Source organism: Mariprofundus sp. NF, assembly GCF_013387455.1.
Taxonomy (GTDB): domain Bacteria; phylum Pseudomonadota; class Zetaproteobacteria; order Mariprofundales; family Mariprofundaceae; genus Mariprofundus.
Genome location: NZ_VWNC01000006.1, coordinates 39,213 through 58,943, shown reverse-complemented (window position 1 = coordinate 58,943; position 19,731 = coordinate 39,213). Strand labels below are relative to the sequence as shown.

The window sequence follows — 19,731 nt, the reverse complement described above, 5'->3', positions numbered from 1 at the left end:
TACAAATAATGAGTGAGCATACAGCCGCATCCGTTATCTTAGGGCTTGATCCAACATGGGTCGCTGTTTCGATTCTGCTTGTTGTATATGGCGTGATTATGATGGAGCGCTATAACCGTGCGGTGCTGGCGCTGCTCGGTGCGGGTCTGATGATACTCTGTGGTGTGATTACCCAGCAGCAGGCTATTGCCGGTGTAGATTTCAATACCATCGGGCTGCTTACCGGCATGATGGTGATTGTAGCGATCAGTCAGAAGACCGGCATGTTCCAGTATGTGGCTATCAAAGCGGCCAAGAGTGTGAAAGGTAAGCCGTGGGGCATTCTGGTGATGCTCTCGGTGGTGACAGCCGTCTTCTCTGCCTTTCTCGATAATGTAACGACTGTGCTGCTTGTAGCTCCGGTGACGCTGCTGATCACTGATGCGCTGGGCGTACGTCCATACCCGTATCTCTTTGCCCAGATTCTCGCCTCCAATATAGGTGGCACGGCTACATTGATCGGTGATCCGCCGAACATCATGATCGGCTCTGCTGCTAATCTCAGTTTTCTCGATTTTCTGGTTAACCTTGCTCCGATCACACCGTTGATTTTTGCCGTTACCCTGCTGGCTATCTGGTTTATGTTTGGTCGTGATCTCAGTGCCACAGAGGAGAATCAGGCTAAAGTGATGCGCTTTGACGAGGATCAGGCGATCAAGGATGTTCCACTTCTGATCAAGAGTCTGAGTGTGCTGACGCTGGTGATTATCGGGTTCACCTTTGCTCACAGCTTAGGTCTGGAGCCGGCAACCATTGCCATGTTTGGCGCAGCCGTACTGCTTTTTCTGCATACACTCGGCCTGCCTATGCAGGATAAGGATCACGCCTATGAGAAGGTGATGGCAGATACGGAGTGGACCACCATCTTCTTCTTTGTCGGGCTGTTTATTATCGTCACAGGTGTTGAGCATACAGGCCTGATTGAAGCGATGGCGCATCAAACGCTTGAGCTGACTGGCGGTGATTTCGTGGCCACGGCCGGGGCGATTTTATGGGTTTCAGCCATTGCATCGGCGCTTATCGATAATATTCCCTTTGTAGCCACGATGATTCCGTTGATTGAGAATATGGCGCCCACCTTTGGTGGTGAGGCTGCCATTGTACCGCTCTGGTGGGCACTGGCACTGGGCGCATGCCTTGGTGGTAACGGTTCACTGATCGGTGCATCTGCCAATCTGATCGTCGCCGGTTTTGCCCAGCGGGCAGGGCACCCGATAATCTTTCTGGTATTTATGAAACACGCCTTCGGCCTGATGCTGATCTCCATTGCTATTTCACATATCTACTTGTATCTGCGCTACTTGTCCTGAAAGATTACGCTTTTCCAGAGGGGGAGATGTGTCACTACGATTTTCGTATAGAGGGGTCTGTCTTTGAAACAGCTTTTGTTCCAGCCACATGAGTGGATGCTGGCGCGTCGCTACCTGCGTTCCCGACGCAGTGAGCGCTTTGTTTCGCTGATCAGCTGGAGTTCAGGCATCGGTATCGCTATTGGTGTGATGACACTGATTGTGGTGTTGTCGGTGATGAATGGCGCGGCGGCTGAAATTCGCGATAAGATGCTCGGTTTCTCCTCCCATATCGATGTACAGGGGCCCGGTGACACCCTGGTCGACTGGCGGGGCTGGCTGACCACTGTTGAGGCGCTGCCTGAAGTGAAACGGGCTGCGCCCTATATTCAGGGGCAGGTATTGGCCTCTTACGGGTCGCGTGCTTACGGGGCACTGCTTAAGGGTGTAGATGTAAGCCGCAGTGATGATATTGCCCAGCACATTATTCGAGGTCGTTTTGTCGATGATGAGGGATCACCTTTTCAGGTGGTGATGGGCAAAACGCTGGTCAGAAAACTGGGGCTCGACCTTGGTGATCAGGTGCGTTTGATGTCGCCATCCGGTGGTATAAGTCCATCCGGTGCAGCACCGCGTATGCGTGGTTTTGAGCTGGTTGGCATCTTTGATTCAGGTTTTCATGAGTATGATGTGGGGGTGGTCCTTACACCACTTGTTGCCGTGCAAAAATTAAATCGTATGGGTGATGCAGTGACCGGTATTGAGCTGTTTCTGCATGATCGTGAAATTGCCGGTCAGATGAGCAGCAGGGTAAAAGCTGTGCTGCCACCCAATGCATGGATTGTTGACTGGCAGCGTCGTAATCGCGCTTTTTTCAATGCCCTGAAAACCGAGCGGCTGGCCATGGGTGTGATTCTATCGCTGATTATTATGGTGGCTGTATTTAATATGGTGGCCTCTCTGGTGATGGTGGTGATGGAGCGGCGCAAAGAGATCGCCATTCTTAAAACCATTGGTGCCTCACGTATTTCGGTGATGCGTATTGTGATGTTGATGGGCACCATGCTCAGCGGCATCGGTACACTGGTTGGTGCACTTTTGGGGCTGCTGCTGGCCTGGAAGCTTGATGTGCTACTGGCTTGGATTGAGACCCTTACCGGAGCCCAGTTTATGTCCGGCGAAGTCTATTTTATCGATCATATCCCATCCAAGGTGGACCCGGTTTCGGTTGCCATCATTGTCGGAATCAGTCTGATTATGGGGATTGCTGCTACCCTCTACCCGGCATGGAGGGCGGCAAGCGTGCCGCCTGCGGAGGCACTGAGATATGAGTGAGCAACCACTGTTTGAAGTAAAAGGTCTGTTTAAGGGGTTTGATGCACCTGCCGGTCGTCTTGATATTCTTAAAGGTCTGCAGTTTAGCCTTCATGAAGGTGAGTTCCTTGCTGTAGTGGGGGAGTCAGGCAGCGGCAAATCGACCATGCTGCAGATTCTCGGTACGCTGGAGTCACCTGATGCAGGTGAGATTTCACTTGAGGGGCAATCACTGCTCAATCTCAAAGAGGGTGATCAGGCCAATGTGCGCAATCGCAAGATCGGTTTTGTCTATCAGGCCCACCATCTTATTCCTGAGCTGACTGCGCTGGAGAATGTATGTCTACCACTGCAGGTGCAGGGCATGGATCTCGCTAAAGCTGAACTGCGTGGCATGGAGCTGCTGGAGCGTTTGAATATTGGTGAGCGCGCAACACATGTGCCGGCCAAGCTCTCCGGCGGTGAAGCCCAGCGTGTGGCGGTGGCCAGAGCGCTGGCGGCAAGTCCTTGTCTGATTCTGGCTGATGAACCGACAGGCAATCTGGATGAGCACAGTGCCCAGGAGGTGTTTGATCTTCTGCAGCAGCTCTGCAGGCAGGAGCGGGCAGCGGTGATTATGGTGACCCATAGCAAGGCATTGGCCAAGGCGTGTGACCGGACACTGTTGTTAACAGATGGTCAGTTGGTCTCCTTCTGAGTTGTTTTAGGGCGATCACTCTGTACCGGCTCTGAATAATAAAAAGCTTTGACAGATCAAGAGCTTCTGCTAACGTTCATAAGTCGATTCTAACAGATGAATCTGTTGTTTTGTTGTTATAAGGGGATAGGGACCAGGGAACGTGACGAAAGCCGAGATCGCAAAAACTGTGCATGAACGGGTTGGGTTGACCAAGAAAGAGTCTGCCCAGATCGTTGAGTCTGTACTCACTGAAATTCGCCAGTCGCTGGAGCACGGCGATAACGTTAAGCTTTCAGGTTTCGGCCACTTTATTGTTCGTCAGAAACATGCCCGTCGTGGTCGTAATCCGAAAACAGGTTCAGATATTACTATCGAGCCACGTTCAGTCGTGACATTCCGTGCTAGTCCTTTGCTCAAGAATAAGTTACTCGATGAGGGTGAGCGATGAACGCCAAGCAGGCTCTCGCCAAAGCAGGTCTCCAGGTTCCAGAGCTTTCTGATAAGCTCTTTTTTTCTATCCGCGAAGTAAGTGATGTATGTGGTGTTGAGCCGCATGTGCTGCGTTACTGGGAAACCGAGTTCAAACATATTAAACCTGTAAAGAAGAGCGGTAACCGCCGTTTCTATCGTCATCGTGATGTCTATGCGGTGCTGCAGATTAAACATCTTCTCTATGATCTTAATTTCACCATTCGTGGTGCCAAGAAGCGTCTGCTCAATGGTGATCTGGAAGATATTGTCGAACATAAAGATAGCCAGACCGTTCTGCGTCAGCTCAAGCAGGAGTTGCTGGAGATCAACAAACTTCTCGACTGATCACTGGATTGGTTTTCTGACCATTCATTAATAATCTTAAACATATTTATATCTAGAATAAGAAAGAGCATAGCTCTTAGCTTGTCTTTATTATAAGGCGATTCCACTCTGCTTGTGCAGAGCGTTCCCCTTTCTTTTCTGTACAAAAAGGCAGGAGCCGTTTGGACGAGCTTTAGCTCGCCCGTAGGGAGAGGGCCATGATGGCTCGAATTAAAAGAAATGAACGAAAACTGCCTATACCACCAGACTTTTGGATTAATTATTTATCGGTCGCGGCAGGCTACATTGATTTGGGTCATCCGTGCCCCTGACCCTGAGGGCCGAGCTGTAGCTCGTCCAAATCAGCCCTCCTGCTGTTTCGTCTTGGCCGCCTGCTAGCAAGGGGATTTACAACACTTCTTTTTCTTACATTATCATACAAATTAAGTATGCTTCACCGCCATTCAACGGGACGTAGCGCAGTCTGGTAGCGCACACGGCTGGGGGCCGTGTGGTCGGAGGTTCGAATCCTCTCGTCCCGACCAATTCTTATGGGGTTATTGCATTGATGGAGATGAAGTTCGGGGCACAGCACTGATGCCCTTACATGCAAACCTCGCATATGAGCGGCCGCGTCAGCGCATGGTTAGCGATCAGCTGCAGGCACGTGGCGTTGATGATGCGCGCGTATTGGCTGCGATGGGCTCAGTTCCCCGTCATATGTTTGTTGATCCGGCACTTGTCTCACGCGCTTATCAGGATGCATCGCTGCCGATCGGCAGTGGTCAGACTATCTCTCAACCCTACATGGTAGCGCGTATGACTCAGCTGCTTGGCCTGCAGGGCCATGAGCGGGTTCTGGAGATCGGAACCGGCTGTGGTTATCAGACTGCAGTGTTGTCGCGTCTCTGTCGCCGTGTCTACAGTATTGAGCGTATTCAAGCGCTGCATGAGCGGGCCCGTCAGAATCTCAGGGCAGCACGACATGCCAATGTGATGCTCAAATGTGGGGATGGGCGTCTGGGCTGGGAAGATTATGCGCCCTATGATGCGATTATTGTCACTGCAGGCGGCTTTGCCTCGGAGTTATGGTTACCGCAGCTGAAGACCGGTGGTGTTCTGCTCTTGCCTGAAGGTGAGGGTGGTGCACACAGACTGGTAAGACGAACCAAAATGGCCCATGGTTACAGCGAGGAGTATTTTGATGCATGTACCTTTGTTCCACTACTTGAAGGAGTCGAGTCATCGCTGAGTCGGTGATCACAGAAAAACGCCCTTCAATGTTGCGGCGTCTCTATGACTGGACACTGGCCTGGGCAGAGCATCCCAAGGCTGGTTTGGCACTGTTCGTGATAGCCGTGGTTGAGGCCAGTGTATTCCCGATTCCCCCTGATGTGCTGCTGCTGTTGATGTCGATCAGTCGTCCTGATCACGCTTTCCGTTATGCCGCGATTACCACGGCAGGTTCATCGGTTGGTGCTGTGATCGGTTATGGCATCGGCATGTTTCTCTTTGTTGCTATTGCCCAGCCGGTGCTGGAGTTCTACCACGCGGTGGATACCTTTAATCAGGTGCAGGATAAATTTAACCAGTGGGGCGTCTGGTTCGTGGTCATTGCCGGTTTCTCTCCCATCCCGTTTAAGATTGTCACCATTGCAGCAGGCGCTTTTAATCTTGCGTTTCTACCGTTTATTATCGCCGCCATACTGGCGCGAGCGGCCCGTTTCTATCTGGAGGCGGCGATCATGCACTGGGGTGGTGAGCCGCTGCGTAATTTTGTCGAGAAACATTTCCAGCTGTTAACAGCGGTCGTTGCAGTTGCAGTGATCGGAGGCTTTGCCCTGTTGTGGCTGTAGCCATCAGAGTTCTCGCTCTGCTTATGCTGCTTTCGCTGGCAGGCTGTTTCTCTACCCACACTGGCTCCGGAGTCTCCAGAGCAGATAAAAAAGCGGTGGTCTATTATGTCCGCCCCAGTGATACCCTCTATAACATCGGCAGAAAGTTCGGCATTGATTACCATCTCATCGCCAAACGCAACTATGTCGGCAAGCCCTATAAAATCTTTGTCGGACAGCAGCTCTATATTGACCGCTACGCGCCGCGATCCCGGCAGTTTCCTTCATCAGCTATCAAACGCAGTTACAAAAAGAAGCCGGTTATAAAAAAGGTGGTGAAGCGAAGCAGTAAGCCAGCTACAACCACCCATAAAGCCAAGGCCGGTAGTTATGGTAAGGGCAAGCTGCTCTGGCCGGTCAATGGTAAGGTGACCAGTCGCTTCGGGCGGCGCGGCAGTCGTATGCATGATGGCATCGATATCTCCGGCAAGGCGGGCACACCAGTCCGTGCCGCTGCTGATGGTGAGGTGGTCTATTCCGACTCCAGACTGAGTGGTTACGGTAAACTGGTGATTGTACGGCATGGCCGCAACCTGTTTACCGCTTATGCCCATAATCAGCGTAATCTGGTGAAAAAGGGTGCCAGGGTGAAAGCTGGTGATGCGATTGCCCGGGTCGGCAGTACAGGCCGAGCCAGTGGCCCGCACCTCCATTTTGAGGTGCGTCAGGGCAGTACACCGGTTGACCCGCTTGCCTATTTGCCACGTCGATGAGATAGTCTAAGCTGTGATGATGATGTGGAGTCAAATAGGTAATTTTCCTATCTTTTCAGAGGAGTTAGAGGCCGATGGCTAAGCAGCTCAGCCTTGAGCCGATGGCAATGTATATGCGGGAGATCTCCCGTTATGAGCTGCTGTCCCCTGAAGAGGAGGTATCACTCTCGGTTCGCATTGCTGATGGCGATGAGGATGCCCGCCAACAGATGATCCAGACTAATCTGCGACTGGTGGTGAAGATTGCCCGCCGCTATATGCATCGTGGTCTGGCCCTTGGGGATCTGATTGAAGAGGGTAATATCGGGCTGATGCGGGCGGTTGAGAAGTTTGATGCCGCTTATGGCTGCCGTTTCTCCACCTATGCGACCTGGTGGATTCGTCAGTCGGTGGAGCGGGCGATTATGAATCAGGCACGCACCATTCGCCTGCCGGTGCACATTGCCAAAGAGTATAATGCGGTGATGAATTGCGCCAACAAGTTGCGCGTGACGTTGGGACGCGAAGCCACCGAGATGGAGGTGGCGGAGAAGCTGCAGATTCCACTGGCCAAGGTGCAGAGTCTGTTGTGCAGCTCGCTGACCACCGAGAGTGCCGATGATATGCTGCATGAAGAGGGTGATTTTACCCTTTACGATATTACAGAAGATGAGGATGCCATATCGCCAAGCCAGCATATGGAGCAGACGCGTCGCAATGAGATGTTAAAGGCGTGGATGCAACGCTTAACACCGAAGGAGCGGGAGGTGGTTCGCCTGCGTTATGGGCTGGGCACGCCCGATGATGCCTGGACACTTGAGGCGATTGGTGAACATATGGGTGTCACACGCGAGCGCATTCGCCAGATTCAGGTGGCAGCACTGCAGAAGCTGCGCCGTATGGTAGATAGTGAACATGTCGATTTTGAGGAGATTATCTGATGGGTGAAGATGTCATGAGCTGGCAGGATTGTATTCGTGATGTGCCGGACTTTCCCAAGCCGGGCATTATATTTAAGGATATCACACCGATGCTGGCCAATGGTGCTGCATTTGCGCAGGTGATTGATCAGATGGCTGAGCGGGTTGGGCCTGATGTGGATGCTATTGTCGGTGTTGAATCCAGAGGTTTTATCTTTGGTGCTGCACTGGCCTTTAAGCTTGGACTCGGACTGGTGACGGTGCGTAAACCGGGTAAGCTGCCTGCCGATATTCACTCGGTAGAGTATGAGCTTGAGTATGGTGTGGACCGGCTGGAGATTCATCGGGATGCCTTAAGTCACGGCCATAAAGTGGTCATCGTCGATGATCTGCTGGCTACTGGTGGCACCGCTGCGGCAACGGTTGAGCTGGTGCGAAAACTGGGTGCTGAGGTGGATAGCTGTCTGTTTGCCATTGAGCTCGGATTTCTTGATGGCAGGGGTGCGCTGGACAGTGTCAAAGTGGATAGCCTGATCAGCTACGATTAACTCCGATTATGTGATGTTCGACCGTGCAGTTCGCTTGCGAAACCGCTATGATTCATCGCGATTTTCGCCCTCGTAGCTCAGCTGGATAGAGCGGCCGCCTCCTAAGCGGCAGGCCACACGTTCGAATCGTGTCGAGGGCACCATTTAACATAGGATTCTCTGAACAACAGATCAGAGTTTGCCGCAATAGAAAGATAGAGACAGAAAATAATCGAAAAAGAGATATCGAGGCTGAATAGATGGAAGAGACACTGAATCCTGCCATACCCGTACTGATCGAAGACGAGATGAAACGCTCCTACCTCGATTACGCCATGAGCGTGATCGTAGGTCGTGCACTGCCCGATGCCAGAGATGGCTTGAAACCGGTACATCGCCGTATTCTTTTTGCCATGCAGGATCTGGGTTGTACCCATGACAAGCCGTATAAGAAATCGGCGCGTGTGGTTGGTGATGTAATCGGTAAATACCATCCGCATGGTGACTCGGCAGTTTATGATGCCATGGTGCGTATGGCGCAGCCATGGAGCATGCGTCATCTGCTGATTGATGGTCAGGGTAACTTCGGTTCTGTCGATGGTGATTCACCGGCGGCAATGCGATACACAGAAGCGCGTATGAGTAAGCTGGCAGCTGAGCTGCTGGCTGATATCGATAAAAACACCGTTGATTTTGCCCCCAACTATGATGAGTCGCTGAAAGAGCCGAAGGTGATGCCAGCCAAGTATCCCAACCTGCTGGTCAATGGTTCACAGGGTATTGCTGTGGGTATGGCTACCAATATTCCACCGCATAATCTCGGTGAAGCGATCAATGCCTGTATCGAACTGGTTGCCAATCCCGATGTTGATGATGATGAGCTGATGCAGATTATGCCCGGTCCCGATTTCCCGACCGGCGGTTTCATCTATGGGCGTAAGGGCATTCGTGATGCATTCATCTCCGGCCGTGGTTCAGTCACCATGCGTGCCAAAGCGATGGTGGAAGAGAACGCCAAAACCAAACGTCAGGCACTGATCATTGCCGAGCTGCCGTATCAGGTGAATAAAGCCAATCTGATCGAAAATATCGCCCATCTGGTACGTGATAAGAAGCTGGAGGGGATCTCCGATCTGCGTGATGAGTCCGATCGTGACGGCATGCGCATCTGTATTGAGCTTAAACGCAACGAGATTCCTGAGGTTGTACTTAATAACCTCTACAAACATACGCAACTGCAGTGCAACTTCAGCTGTAACCTGCTCGCGCTTGTCGATGGTCAGCCGAAACTCTGCGGCGTGCGCGAACTGCTGCTGCACTTCCTCGATCATCGTCGTCAGGTGGTGACACGTCGCTGCCTGTTTGATCTGGCCAAAGCTGAAGCACGTGCCCATATCCTGGAAGGGTTGCTGATTGCTCTGGATAATATCGATGAGGTGATCAAGCTGATCCGTGCCAGCCAGACGCCGGCTGAAGCCAAAGAGGGGCTGATGGCCCGTTTCGGTCTGTCGGATAAACAGTCACAGGCGATTCTCGATATGCGTCTGCATCGTCTCACCGGCCTTGAACGCGACAAGATTCAGGCTGAGTTTGATGAGCTGCAGAAGCTGATTGACCACCTTAAAGCGATTCTGGCAGATGAGAAGCTGCTGATGGCTGTGATCGTTGAAGAGCTGGAGATGGTACGTGATAAATATGCCGATGTGCGCCGCTCGATCATTATGGATGAGACTGCCGAGCTCTCGGTTGAGGATCTGATCACTGAAGAGGATATGGTCGTGACCATCTCCAATGAGGGTTATATCAAGCGAAATGCCACCTCCCTCTACCGTGCTCAGCGCCGTGGTGGTAAAGGCAAAACAGCCATGACCACCAAAGATGAGGATTTTGTAGCGCAGTTGATGGTGGCATCTACCCATGACTATCTGCTCTTCTTCTCTGATCGTGGCCGTGTGTTCCGCAAGAAGGTGTATGAAGTGCCACAGGCCGGACGTGCCACACGTGGTAAAGCGCTGATTAATCTGCTGCCGGTGGAGAAGGGTGAGAAGATCTCAGCTACGTTGGCGATTCGTGACTTTGAGGGTGACCAGTACATTATTATGGCCACCAGAAATGGTGTGATCAAAAAAACCCGCCTCTCCGAATATCAGAATATCCGTACCAACGGTATTATCGCCATTAAGATCGATGATGATGATGGTCTGATCGGTGTGACTGTATCCAATGGTGAGCAGGATGTGATGCTCTGCGCCAGTAACGGTAAAGCGATCCGCTTCTCCGAATCGGATGCCAGGCCGATGGGACGCTCTACACGCGGTGTAACCGGTATGCGTATGCCAACAGGTGAACATCTGATCTCGATGACGCTGGTGAACGATAGCGCCTCACTGCTGGCGGTTTCTGAGAATGGTTATGGTAAACGTACCTCGATCTCCGAGTACAACGTGCAGAAACGTGGTGGACAGGGTGTCTTCACACTGAAAACAGGTGGTCGCAACGGTAATATGATCGCTGCACTGCTGGTGACCGATGAAGATCAGGTGATGATGATGACCGATTCCGGTCGTCTGGTTCGAATCAAGATGGATGGCGTCTCTGTGATTGGCCGTAACACGCAGGGTGTAACCCTGATCGGTTGTGATAAGAAAGAGCGCGTTATTGGTGCGGCACCTGTGGTTGATCGCGGTGATGACGAGTCTGAAGAGGCCCTGTTAGAAGGAGCTGAAGATGCCCTCGAAGATGCCCTCGAAGATGCCCTCGAAGATGGAACTGTAGAGGGAAGCGTAGAAGGCACTGAAGAGAGCGCTGCTGGAACTGATGAGAGTGGAGCCGAAGAGACTGGAGCAACTGAAGAATGATAGACAGACAGGCGATTCGTCGCGATTTTGAGGCCCTGCAGGCAGCCATTGCCCGTCGTGGTGGTGATGTTGTAGCAGAGGGTTCGGCATGGGCGCGTGTGGCTGCACTTGATGTGAAGCAGCGTGAGCTGAAAACCGAATCAGAGACACAGCAGGCGGAGCGTAATCGCGCCTCCAAAGCGATCGGCATGAAGAAAGGCAAAGGCGAAGATGCCTCGGCTGAGATCGCCGCGATGGGGGAGGTCTCCCGACGTGTGAAAGAGCTTGATGCGCTGAGTAAAGAGGCGGAAGCTGAATTTGCCGCAGCACTGCTTGAGATTCCCAATCCGCTGCATGAGTCGGTTCCAAATGGTGAGAGCGAAGATGATAATGTCGAGATAAGCCGTTGGGGCACACCACGCACTGATAAGGTTCCACCCCATTGGGATATCGGTACGGATCTCGGCATTCTCGATTTTGAGGCTGGCGCCACACTGGCCGGAAGTCGTTTTACTGTCATTAAAGGTGCCGCAGCACGTATGGAACGCGCTCTGATGCAGTTTATGCTCGATCTGCATGCCGACAGACATGGGTACGAGGAGGTGTGGGTTCCAGCCATTGCCAACTCCAAAACCATGACCGGTACAGGTCAGCTGCCCAAATTTGCCGATGATCTCTATAAGTTGGAAGGGGAGGATCAATACCTGATTCCAACCGCAGAAGTGCCGGTAACCAATCTCTATCAGGATAAAATCCTCGATATTTCAGAACTACCTAAGCGGCATTGTGCTTATACCCCATGCTTCCGCCGTGAAGCCGGTTCTGCAGGTAGGGATGAGCGCGGTATTATCCGCCAGCATCAATTCGATAAGGTGGAGTTGGTGCATATCACCACCCCTGAACGTGCGTTATCTGATCTCGATGAGCTCGTTGGTCATGCCCAGGCAGTACTGGAAGCGCTGGAGTTGCCATATCGTACCGTAAAACTCTGCACCGCCGATGTCGGTTTCAGCTCGCAGTTAACCTTCGATCTGGAAGTGTGGTTGCCGTCGCAAAACTGCTATCGCGAGATTAGTTCATGCTCATCCTTCGGCCAGTTTCAGGGCAGAAGGGCAGGTATCCGCTACCGCGAAGAGGGTGGCAAGCCACAACCGGTAGCAACCCTGAACGGCTCAGGTCTGGCCATCGGCCGCACGCTCGTAGCGATCCTTGAGAACTACTGGCAGGAAGATGGTTCTGTAAAAGTGCCTTCTGTTTTGCAACCCTACATGGGTGGCATGAAGTCTATAGAGGCCTGATAAAACCATCCTTTATGACTGGTCGTTGAAGTAATAAAGCACTCTGAATTTCAGGGTGCTTTTTCTTTTTATGCGGGTCGAATGGTACAAAGATAGGCCTTGTATCTTTAGTTTTGTTGGTTTTTAGTACGGGAATCAACACATGTCAGAGTGATGCTGTGCAAGGCTGACACATAACTTGACTTATACTTGACACATAACCAAAAAAGGCCACCCGATTGAATTAAGAGGGGACGCTACCCTTTAGATGCTTTCCTCTGAATCTGCTGTTGAAAAGGTCTCCCTCATCCACTCATAGAGCGTTTGGGCGGTCAGGCTTTTGATTGCAATGCTCACAAATTCATCACTGGGGTCTTCATCACGGCGGCAGAACTGGTAGTTGGCGATCTCCGGCTGGCTGTCATGCACCATAACCAGAATGCGCTTGCCACTCTTCAGACAATCTATGGTCATCAGATCAGCCGGAATGCCGTGTTCGCGCATCCGGTTAATCAACCCGACAACGGGATTGATATGATCGAAATCCTTCTGAATCTTCGCATGCGCCACTTCAATAGCGTCACAAATATGTTTAATCGGTCTCTCTTCCAATTCCAACTCCTGTGAGTCTGCAACCTTAGCAGGGCTTGGGAGGCTGGTCAGGCCTCGAAGCTCCAGCATCAGATCACAACACGCACCAAACAGAAAATGACTCTATATCAGCATCAATATAGTTAGTTGTATATACGCGCAGCGGGAACGCCACTGCTTGCTCGTGCAGATTTGTGTACCAATTGAGGTGGATTCAAGATTTTTGCTTAGAAAATTTGTCAAAATCGTTATAGTAATCGGCCTATGGAAATCAGATATGAAAGCACCGATGAACCTGAGTTTATTACGATTCAGACGTCGAATGAGATGATCAAAACGGGCACATGGCTTGGAACTTATGCCCCAGATGAAAAGTACATCGTCACTGTGGAGTCAGAAGATGCCAGATAATCAACCAACCTATTTCTTATACTGCAAAGCGTGTGATTTCCAGCAGGACGTGGCGAAGATACTGCCGCGAACGCCGTTTGAATCTGTTGAAGCGCTTGCCAAAGAAGCGCATCGCTTTCACTGCTCCGTTTGTGGCGCCAAACATGTTGTTGTAAAAGAGGTTCCGGAGAGCTGAACGGTTATCTCAGTGGATTTTGCAGAGAGGGGAGAGACCCGTCAGGAGCGCGCTGCAGGGTCCTGAATCAGGGATAACTCCTCAAGGCGAATGGCGATGGCTTCAACAGAGACACGGAACTGATCTGCCAGTGAATAGACATTGCGTCCGCCATAACTTTTGGTGCCGGCAAGCAGTCGGGAGATATCACGGCGTGTTTTATGTTTTTTCTTCAGCTTGCTTAACGAGTCGCAGGTCAGTGCAAAAGCGCTATCTTCAGTTAATACGAAGCTTTCAGTGCCAAAGAGTTCAATAAAACGTGCTTTGACCAATTTGGCTGGCATAAGAAAGAAGGTGGCGAACTTGTCAGCTTCCCGCTCTATGGGATCTCTTGCTATCGACTCCCCGTTCAGAGGCCTGTCGCGATGTAGTGATCCACTAATCTCATGTAAGACAGCATGACCCAACTCATGGGCAGCGGTGAAGGAGAGCACACTCATCGGAAAGCGCTTGGAGAGGTGAACTCTTTTGGTGTCTCTGTTGATAACACCTGCAACCTGAACATGGCCCTGATCAGAATCGTAGGTGGCCAGCTCCTCTTCGAGAAAGAAGTCATAACCCAGCAGTTCCAACCCTTTGGCCGGATCAATAACGATGGTTGCGTCAGTTGGACTCCAACCCCAAATCTGTTCTCTGTTTTGCCACAGCTCTCTGAGAAGTTGAGTCGCCTGCGCCTCAATCTGGCTATCGGAATAGCGCCGGGTTGTGAGCAGTGCATCAGTTAATTCAGCGGAGTCATCCTGAATGACCATTTGAAAATTTCCCATCTACTCCCTCCACACCCTCCTGGCAGTGCAAAACCGTTGCCGAAACCAGGTCAAATTAACGAAACCTATCAAGTAGTTATGGAGGTTTGTTAATCCAGTACGACACTATGAGTTAGCATTCGCATTTCTGCAATAGTGAATCTCTCTTCACTGCTGTTGCAGTCTCATAAGATAGCATAGGTCAGGACTGCCTGAATGGCAGGTAAAAGCAAAATAATTTGTTTGGTTTGCTGCGAAGAGGAGGTAGATGAAAGGAGGAGTGAGGATTAGGTTCGGCATCAGGTTCATAGAGGTGAGAGTGAATGCTGCATCAGCGTATTGAGTATATGTGGTGGAACAGCAGGCGAAAGCCTAATGCGGTGCTCTCTGGTATCTCTGTGATTTATGCCCTGGTGTCGAACATGGTTCAGAGGCAGCGGCTGAAACAGGCTGTTAAACCTGCCATTCCTATGATTTCAGTTGGAAATATCACTGTCGGTGGCAGTGGTAAAACACCTTTTGTGGTGTGGCTGGCTAATGAGCTGAAAAAACAGGGCTTCAATCCTGTGCTGTTATCACGAGGGGATGGGGCAAACAATCAAACGCCGCACCTGATCTCTGAATACTCCAAAGCCCATGAGGTGGGTGATGAAGCGCTGCTGCTCTACCGTTTAAGTGGTTGCCCGGTGATTGCAGGTCGTGACCGTGTGAGCGGCGCATCGCTGGCCGCAGATTATGGGGATATCCTTATTCTCGATGATGGCTTTCAGTATCGGCAGCTGGAACGTGTTTGCGACATTGTGCTGGTGCCATCCGAGGGGGTAGGCAACGGAGGCCTGCTTCCTGCCGGTCCATTAAGAGAGCCTCTCTCCGCGCTGGATCGGGCCGATCTTATTGTGCGCAGTGGTCCGTCCGATTGCAGGCCTTTATCAACGCAGAAAGAGTGGAGTTGGTCGGCCAAAGCAGGCCTGCTTCGGGATTGGAACAGCGAAGGCGATTTCCTGCTGGAAGCTTCCAGGCCGGTTTGTCTGGTCACGGGTGTTGCCAGGTCCTGGCGGGTCTTAAGGGATCTCAAAGCACTGGGTTATGAGGTGGGCGAACATCTGAGTTTTGATGATCACCACGCTTATTCAACGCAGGATATTCAGAGACTGTTACAAAACCATGCTTCGATCGTGACCACAGCCAAAGATGCGGTGAAGCTCAAACCGTATTGGCCGGATGACAAGCCTCTGTGGGTTCTGGAGCAGCAAATTGAAGCCCAGAGCGGTCTTGTAGAGGCCATTGTGGATAAACTGTGTGGATCACAAAAGAGCTTATAACTATCTAATCTTCTTAATCAATTAACTTTAAAGTCCATGTTTTATCCTGCTTAAGCGGAATAGGAATTTGCGCTTCTCGCGCTCATCCATGTTGCGCAGGGCGGTGAGATAGATCGCTTCATTTTCCGAGTGCAGTTCGCACAGCTGTAAAACCTCCTGCTGTAGTTCAGAAGGTAAGTTGTTGAATATGTGCAGTGCTTCAGTACTCAGGTTTTCAGGATTCACTTCGCAACCTCTTTAGTCTTACCGGATTTGCTTACCAAAGGCTTACACTCTTTTTCTCTAAGCAGGTTATAAACCACTATTACAATCCGGATATAGTTTGCTATAATAGTAACTCATTGTCTGGAACAGGATAGTCCGGCAACAGATACGACACAGGAGGATAGATATGAAAATAAAACATCTACTACTGTCTCTGTTTGTTGCTTTGTTCATGATTGCAGGGCCAGTTACTGCTGGCGATCGCATCAATTTGAATACAGCAACAATAGAGCAGCTGCAGGCGTTACCGGGGATTGGCCCTAGTACAGCAGCAGCCATTGAGGCGTACCGAAGTGAACATGGATCGTTTAAATCTGTCGATGAGTTAACCAACGTGAAAGGTGTTGGTGAAAAGAGACTCGATGCAATCAGGGATGCGATTGAGGTAAGTAGCAAGTAGGGAATCATCAACCACAGATGTTTCTGCGCTATGGTGTGGCACTTATCATGAGTGCCACACCTTTTTTTGGTTGATTACATTTAGTGTAAAAAACATTTATAAAACAGCATGATAAAATAAATGGTTAAAGTTTAATCTATAGATGAACCGGCTGCTCTGGTTGTTATTAGTCTATTCAAATCCGCTTCCATAGGCAGAATGCGACCATCTTATTTTCGGGAGAGTCCCCTTGATTGAAGTTCTGTTTCTGGCTGTTGCACTCGCTATGGATGCATTTGCTGTCTCTATCGGTTTAGGTTCGAAAGAGGAGAAGCAGAAGCTTGCAGCCCTGGCGCTTAAGGCGGGTATCTGGTTCGGTCTGTTTCAGGGCTTGATGCCACTGATCGGTTATCTCGGTGGCAAGGGTGTGTTGGGCTGGGTTGAAGGTTATGCCGCATGGATCGCTTTTGGCCTGTTGCTGCTGATTGGCGGCAAGATGATCTATGAATCGTTCTGTGAAGGGGTGGAGGAGGAGATCACCTCAACCAGTAACCGGGTGATGCTGATGCTGGCCATCGCTACCAGTATCGATGCCATGGCTGCAGGTTTTTCGTTAACACTGCTGGAGGTCAATGCACTCTCCGCCTGTCTGATCATTGCCGTGACCACATTTCTGTTCAGCTGGCTGGGCGTATTTATCGGTTATCGCAGTGGTACATGGCTGGAGAGCAGGGCGGAGCTGTTTGGTGGTGTTGTGTTGATTCTGATCGGGCTGAAAATTCTACTGTTTTAATCTGTTGTTACTCTCCACACGCTATATAATAACATTGCAATCTCTAAGAACGGGGCTATGCTTCGCGTCGTTAAAAGTGGGCCGCGGCCCGCTTTTTTTGTTTTAATGGGTCTGCAATCAGAATTTCTGTTAGCAGTCCCAGAGGTGGTATAACGTTGGAAGAAGTGATTCGTGCGTTGCTGGAGCCGATTACCGAAGAGCTAGGTCTTGATATTATCAAGATAAGCTTGGGTAGTGGCCGTAACCAGTTGCTGCGTGTGATGGTGGACCAGACCGGTGGTGTGGACTCCGATATACTGGCACGGGTTAGCAGGGGACTTGCACTGCAGCTTGATGCTGAGGATCTGATCCCGGGTGCCTACCGCCTTGAAGTAACATCTCCGGGGCTGGATTACGCCTTTGAGACAATGGCTGACTTTGAACGTTATAACGGTAATTGGGTGAAAGCCTACTTTGTCGATGGCAGAACGGTTGAGGGCAGAAACCTCGGCCCACTGGCGTCGGGAGATGGCTTTACCCTGCAGGTTGAGGGCAAACGTCCATCTGATAAGCATGACGAGGTGATCTTCTTGAATGAGATTACCAAAGTGGTACGGGCAATTAACTGGAAAGAAGTTTCCAGTAGAAAATAAAGACTGAATTGTGAGTGAGTGAGATGCGAGCATGAATGTAGAAATATTAGCAGTTGCGGATGCAGTCGCACGTGAAAAATCAGTAGAGCGCGAGCTGGTACTTGAAGCGATGGAACAGGCGCTTAAGACCGCTGCGCGTAGAACCTATCCGGGCAAAGAAGTGCTGGCGGAGATTGATCGCATGACAGGCGAGATTCGTCTCTTCCACGTTCGCACCGTTGTGATAGAAGAAGAGTTTGAAGAGGAAGAGAATCATCTTACCCTTGAGCAGGGTCAGGAGATTGATCCGGCTGCTGAGATCGGCACTGAGTTCCGTGAAGCACTTCCACCGATTGAATTGGGTCGTATTGCTGCCCAGACCGCCAAACAGGTCATTAACCAGAAGATTCGTGAGGCTGAGCGTGATCGTGTGATCGCTGAGTATGAGCCACGTGTGGGTGAGTTGATTACCGGTATCGTGAAGCGCGTTGAGCGTGGCAATGTCTATGTTGATCTGGGTCGCGGCGAAGCTGTGATGTACCGTGAAGATCTGCTGCCGCGTGAAACTTTCCGTCAGGGCGACCGTGTTCGTGCCTATCTGCGCGAAGTACGTAACCAGACCAAAGGACCATTGGTATTCATCTCCCGTTCTGATGCAGGCATGGTCTTACGTCTATTTGAACAGGAAGTGCCTGAGATTGAAGATGGTGTAGTCGCTATTCAGGCGATCGCTCGCGATCCCGGCTCACGCAGTAAGATTGCTGTGATCTCTACCGATGCGGCTGTTGACCCTGTCGGTGCCTGCGTAGGTATGCGTGGTGCCCGTGTGCAGGCTGTTGTTAATGAGCTGCACGGCGAGAAGATCGATATTATCGAGTGGACTGAAGATCCGGCTGTGTTTGTTGTCAATGCACTGGCTCCGGCAGAGATCGAACGTGTACTGGTTGATGAAGCGACCAACACCATTGAAGTAGCTGTGAGCGAAGAGAACCTGGCGATCGCCATTGGCCGTCGTGGTCAGAACGTGCGTCTGGCATCCGAGCTGACCGGCTGGGGTATTGAGCTGATGAGTGCGGGCGAAGAGAAAGAGCGTCGCTCTGAAGAGATCGCCAGTGCCAAGGTTGTATTCCAGGAAGGGCTCGATGTTGATGAGGATTTCGCTGCCGTACTGGTAGATGAAGGTTTCTTCAGTCTTGAAGATCTGGCCTACTGCGCGATTGAAGATATCTCAGGCATCGGTGGTCTTGATGCTGAGGTGGCTCAGGAGCTGCAGAAGCGTGCACGTAATGTGCTGCTGGATCAGGCGCTACAGGTCAATGCAGAAGAGGGTGAGACAGCTGTCTCACTGCTGGATCTGCCTGGCATGACGCGTGAAGTTGCCGAGCAGTTGGCAGCACGTGAGATGGTAAGTGTGCAAGCTCTGGCTGATGCGGCTGGTGATGAGATTGAAGATATTGAAGGGCTTAGCCGTGAACAGGCTGATGCTCTGATTATCGCTGCCCGTGAGGCTTCCGGCTGGTTTGACTAAGTCGGATGCTGGCTCAGAGAGGCGTTGTGTCGCCTGTCGAAGCAGCCTGCCTAAGCAGGATATGCTCAGATTGATCGTTGATGACGAAGGTCAGATATGGCCGGATCTGTTGCATAAATTGCCGGGAAGGGGGCTCTACCTCTGTATGGAGGCCGAGTGTCTATCAGGCATGAGTGACAGGCGTCTGCAGCCATTGCGGGCGAAGTTCAAAGTGGATTTTCCACAATGGACGCTGTTGAAGGAGCGTTTGCATGTGATCCTTCATAAGCAGCTGTTGCAGATGTTTACACGTCTGCGGGTTAAAACAGAGATTGGCAGGGATGCAGTGATGCATCGTCTGTGGAATAATGCGCCAATGCTACTGCTCGTAGCTTCGGATGCAGGTGATGCAGTGGTTCGGCAGATTGAATCGGCTGTAGAGAAACGAGAGCAGGCAGGACATCGATCGCGTCTGTTAAGTGTGGGTTCCAAGCAGTGGCTTGGCGAGATGCTTGGACGGGAAGATGTCGCAGTTGCAGCACTGGGAACTTCCGGCATGATGGCGACGAACGTCAGGAAGCTGCACCAGTTTTGTGTCTGGTACGGACAACTAAAGGCAATAGGGTAAG

Annotated in this window: 22 protein-coding genes and 2 tRNA genes; 21 read left to right on the top strand and 3 right to left on the bottom strand. The window is 51.2% G+C overall.

Features of this window, described 5'->3' with window-relative positions:
• Positions 1-8: 8 nt before the first annotated feature.
• From F3F96_RS09360 to serS, 14 genes are all read left to right on the top strand, one after another.
• On the top strand, positions 9-1,349 hold the full coding sequence (locus tag F3F96_RS09360; RefSeq protein WP_176962997.1) for an SLC13 family permease: 1,341 nt from the start codon (positions 9-11) through the stop codon (positions 1,347-1,349).
• Between the two features lie 63 nt (positions 1,350-1,412).
• Positions 1,413-2,663 carry a lipoprotein-releasing ABC transporter permease subunit gene (locus tag F3F96_RS09355; protein WP_241697763.1) on the top strand — a complete coding sequence of 417 codons (1,251 nt, stop codon included), beginning with the start codon at positions 1,413-1,415 and terminating at the stop codon, positions 2,661-2,663.
• Entirely contained in the window at positions 2,656-3,339 is a 684-nt protein-coding gene (locus F3F96_RS09350) for an ABC transporter ATP-binding protein (protein ID WP_176962996.1), read from the top strand. Before F3F96_RS09355 ends, F3F96_RS09350 begins: the two co-directional genes overlap by 8 nt.
• A 142-nt stretch (positions 3,340-3,481) precedes the next feature.
• Positions 3,482-3,769, top strand: coding sequence for an integration host factor subunit alpha (locus F3F96_RS09345; protein WP_176962995.1), 288 nt, complete (start codon positions 3,482-3,484; stop codon positions 3,767-3,769).
• The gene (locus F3F96_RS09340) at positions 3,766-4,137 is read left to right on the top strand and encodes a MerR family transcriptional regulator (protein ID WP_176962994.1); all 372 of its coding nucleotides are present in this window, start codon (positions 3,766-3,768) and stop codon (positions 4,135-4,137) included. The genes F3F96_RS09345 and F3F96_RS09340 overlap by 4 nt, the downstream gene beginning before the upstream one ends.
• A gap of 447 nt (positions 4,138-4,584) precedes the next feature.
• Positions 4,585-4,661, top strand: a tRNA-Pro gene (locus tag F3F96_RS09335).
• Between the two features lie 97 nt (positions 4,662-4,758).
• Positions 4,759-5,376 carry a protein-L-isoaspartate(D-aspartate) O-methyltransferase gene (locus tag F3F96_RS09330; RefSeq protein WP_241697762.1) on the top strand — a complete coding sequence of 206 codons (618 nt, stop codon included), beginning with the start codon at positions 4,759-4,761 and terminating at the stop codon, positions 5,374-5,376.
• Positions 5,373-5,972 carry a YqaA family protein gene (locus F3F96_RS09325; protein WP_370465529.1) on the top strand — a complete coding sequence of 200 codons (600 nt, stop codon included), beginning with the start codon at positions 5,373-5,375 and terminating at the stop codon, positions 5,970-5,972. Before F3F96_RS09330 ends, F3F96_RS09325 begins: the two co-directional genes overlap by 4 nt.
• The gene (locus F3F96_RS09320; RefSeq protein WP_176962992.1) at positions 5,963-6,724 is read left to right on the top strand and encodes a peptidoglycan DD-metalloendopeptidase family protein; all 762 of its coding nucleotides are present in this window, start codon (positions 5,963-5,965) and stop codon (positions 6,722-6,724) included. Before F3F96_RS09325 ends, F3F96_RS09320 begins: the two co-directional genes overlap by 10 nt.
• A gap of 74 nt (positions 6,725-6,798) precedes the next feature.
• A complete protein-coding gene (locus F3F96_RS09315) occupies positions 6,799-7,644 on the top strand; it encodes an RNA polymerase sigma factor RpoD/SigA (RefSeq protein WP_176962991.1) in 846 nt (281 codons plus the stop codon).
• The gene (locus F3F96_RS09310; RefSeq protein ID WP_206675311.1) at positions 7,644-8,171 is read left to right on the top strand and encodes an adenine phosphoribosyltransferase; all 528 of its coding nucleotides are present in this window, start codon (positions 7,644-7,646) and stop codon (positions 8,169-8,171) included. The genes F3F96_RS09315 and F3F96_RS09310 overlap by 1 nt, the downstream gene beginning before the upstream one ends.
• Before the next feature lie 66 nt (positions 8,172-8,237).
• Positions 8,238-8,314 (top strand) — tRNA-Arg (locus F3F96_RS09305).
• A 96-nt stretch (positions 8,315-8,410) separates the two neighbouring features.
• A complete protein-coding gene (gene gyrA / locus F3F96_RS09300; RefSeq protein WP_176962990.1) occupies positions 8,411-11,008 on the top strand; it encodes a DNA gyrase subunit A in 2,598 nt (865 codons plus the stop codon).
• Positions 11,005-12,285, top strand: a complete 1,281-nt coding sequence (serS, locus tag F3F96_RS09295) for a serine--tRNA ligase (RefSeq protein ID WP_176962989.1) — start codon at positions 11,005-11,007, stop codon at positions 12,283-12,285. The genes gyrA and serS overlap by 4 nt, the downstream gene beginning before the upstream one ends.
• A gap of 243 nt (positions 12,286-12,528) precedes the next feature.
• On the opposite strand, the gene F3F96_RS09290 is transcribed toward serS, so the two are convergent.
• Complete coding sequence (locus F3F96_RS09290; RefSeq protein WP_241697761.1) at positions 12,529-12,945, bottom strand: hypothetical protein; 417 nt, start codon at positions 12,943-12,945, stop codon at positions 12,529-12,531.
• Positions 12,946-13,255: 310 nt separating this feature from the next.
• Between F3F96_RS09290 and F3F96_RS09285 the strand changes: the two genes are divergently transcribed.
• Positions 13,256-13,441, top strand: coding sequence for a hypothetical protein (locus tag F3F96_RS09285; RefSeq protein ID WP_176962988.1), 186 nt, complete (start codon positions 13,256-13,258; stop codon positions 13,439-13,441).
• Between the two features lie 41 nt (positions 13,442-13,482).
• On the opposite strand, the gene F3F96_RS09280 is transcribed toward F3F96_RS09285, so the two are convergent.
• Complete coding sequence (locus F3F96_RS09280) at positions 13,483-14,247, bottom strand: ImmA/IrrE family metallo-endopeptidase (protein WP_176962987.1); 765 nt, start codon at positions 14,245-14,247, stop codon at positions 13,483-13,485.
• Between the two features lie 302 nt (positions 14,248-14,549).
• On the opposite strand from F3F96_RS09280, the gene lpxK reads away from it, so the two are divergent.
• A complete protein-coding gene (gene lpxK, locus F3F96_RS09275; RefSeq protein ID WP_176962986.1) occupies positions 14,550-15,548 on the top strand; it encodes a tetraacyldisaccharide 4'-kinase in 999 nt (332 codons plus the stop codon).
• A 27-nt stretch (positions 15,549-15,575) separates the two neighbouring features.
• Here lpxK and F3F96_RS09270 read toward each other — a convergent pair whose 3' ends face one another.
• Positions 15,576-15,773: a hypothetical protein gene (locus F3F96_RS09270; RefSeq protein WP_176962985.1), complete on the bottom strand. Its 198-nt coding sequence runs from the start codon at positions 15,771-15,773 to the stop codon at positions 15,576-15,578.
• Positions 15,774-15,939: 166 nt separating this feature from the next.
• On the opposite strand from F3F96_RS09270, the gene F3F96_RS09265 reads away from it, so the two are divergent.
• The 5 genes from F3F96_RS09265 to F3F96_RS09245 all read left to right on the top strand — a co-directional run bounded on the left by F3F96_RS09265 (position 15,940) and on the right by F3F96_RS09245 (position 19,730).
• Positions 15,940-16,212: a helix-hairpin-helix domain-containing protein gene (locus F3F96_RS09265; protein ID WP_176962984.1), complete on the top strand. Its 273-nt coding sequence runs from the start codon at positions 15,940-15,942 to the stop codon at positions 16,210-16,212.
• 229 nt (positions 16,213-16,441) lie between these two features.
• Positions 16,442-16,984 carry a manganese efflux pump MntP family protein gene (locus F3F96_RS09260; protein ID WP_176962983.1) on the top strand — a complete coding sequence of 181 codons (543 nt, stop codon included), beginning with the start codon at positions 16,442-16,444 and terminating at the stop codon, positions 16,982-16,984.
• Between the two features lie 164 nt (positions 16,985-17,148).
• On the top strand, positions 17,149-17,616 hold the full coding sequence (gene rimP, locus F3F96_RS09255) for a ribosome maturation factor RimP (RefSeq protein ID WP_370465534.1): 468 nt from the start codon (positions 17,149-17,151) through the stop codon (positions 17,614-17,616).
• Positions 17,617-17,647: 31 nt separating this feature from the next.
• Entirely contained in the window at positions 17,648-19,123 is a 1,476-nt protein-coding gene (nusA, locus tag F3F96_RS09250) for a transcription termination factor NusA (RefSeq protein WP_176962981.1), read from the top strand.
• Entirely contained in the window at positions 19,116-19,730 is a 615-nt protein-coding gene (locus F3F96_RS09245) for a YlxR family protein (protein WP_176962980.1), read from the top strand. Before nusA ends, F3F96_RS09245 begins: the two co-directional genes overlap by 8 nt.
• Position 19,731 lies beyond the last annotated feature (1 nt).

What these genes read in the sequence shown, in the direction of transcription:
- F3F96_RS09360 (WP_176962997.1), top strand. Translation starts at nt 9, where the DNA reads ATGAGTGAGCATACAGCCGCATCCGTTATCTTAGGGCTTGATCCAACA.
- F3F96_RS09350 (WP_176962996.1), top strand. Translation starts at nt 2,656, where the DNA reads ATGAGTGAGCAACCACTGTTTGAAGTAAAAGGTCTGTTTAAGGGGTTT.
- F3F96_RS09340 (WP_176962994.1), top strand. Translation starts at nt 3,766, where the DNA reads ATGAACGCCAAGCAGGCTCTCGCCAAAGCAGGTCTCCAGGTTCCAGAG.
- F3F96_RS09330 (WP_241697762.1), top strand. Translation starts at nt 4,759, where the DNA reads ATGGTTAGCGATCAGCTGCAGGCACGTGGCGTTGATGATGCGCGCGTA.
- F3F96_RS09315 (WP_176962991.1), top strand. Translation starts at nt 6,799, where the DNA reads ATGGCTAAGCAGCTCAGCCTTGAGCCGATGGCAATGTATATGCGGGAG.
- F3F96_RS09310 (WP_206675311.1), top strand. Translation starts at nt 7,644, where the DNA reads ATGGGTGAAGATGTCATGAGCTGGCAGGATTGTATTCGTGATGTGCCG.
- gyrA (WP_176962990.1), top strand. Translation starts at nt 8,411, where the DNA reads ATGGAAGAGACACTGAATCCTGCCATACCCGTACTGATCGAAGACGAG.
- serS (WP_176962989.1), top strand. Translation starts at nt 11,005, where the DNA reads ATGATAGACAGACAGGCGATTCGTCGCGATTTTGAGGCCCTGCAGGCA.
- F3F96_RS09290 (WP_241697761.1), bottom strand. Translation starts at nt 12,945, where the DNA reads ATGCTGGAGCTTCGAGGCCTGACCAGCCTCCCAAGCCCTGCTAAGGTT.
- F3F96_RS09285 (WP_176962988.1), top strand. Translation starts at nt 13,256, where the DNA reads ATGCCAGATAATCAACCAACCTATTTCTTATACTGCAAAGCGTGTGAT.
- F3F96_RS09280 (WP_176962987.1), bottom strand. Translation starts at nt 14,247, where the DNA reads ATGGGAAATTTTCAAATGGTCATTCAGGATGACTCCGCTGAATTAACT.
- lpxK (WP_176962986.1), top strand. Translation starts at nt 14,550, where the DNA reads ATGCTGCATCAGCGTATTGAGTATATGTGGTGGAACAGCAGGCGAAAG.
- F3F96_RS09265 (WP_176962984.1), top strand. Translation starts at nt 15,940, where the DNA reads ATGAAAATAAAACATCTACTACTGTCTCTGTTTGTTGCTTTGTTCATG.
- nusA (WP_176962981.1), top strand. Translation starts at nt 17,648, where the DNA reads ATGAATGTAGAAATATTAGCAGTTGCGGATGCAGTCGCACGTGAAAAA.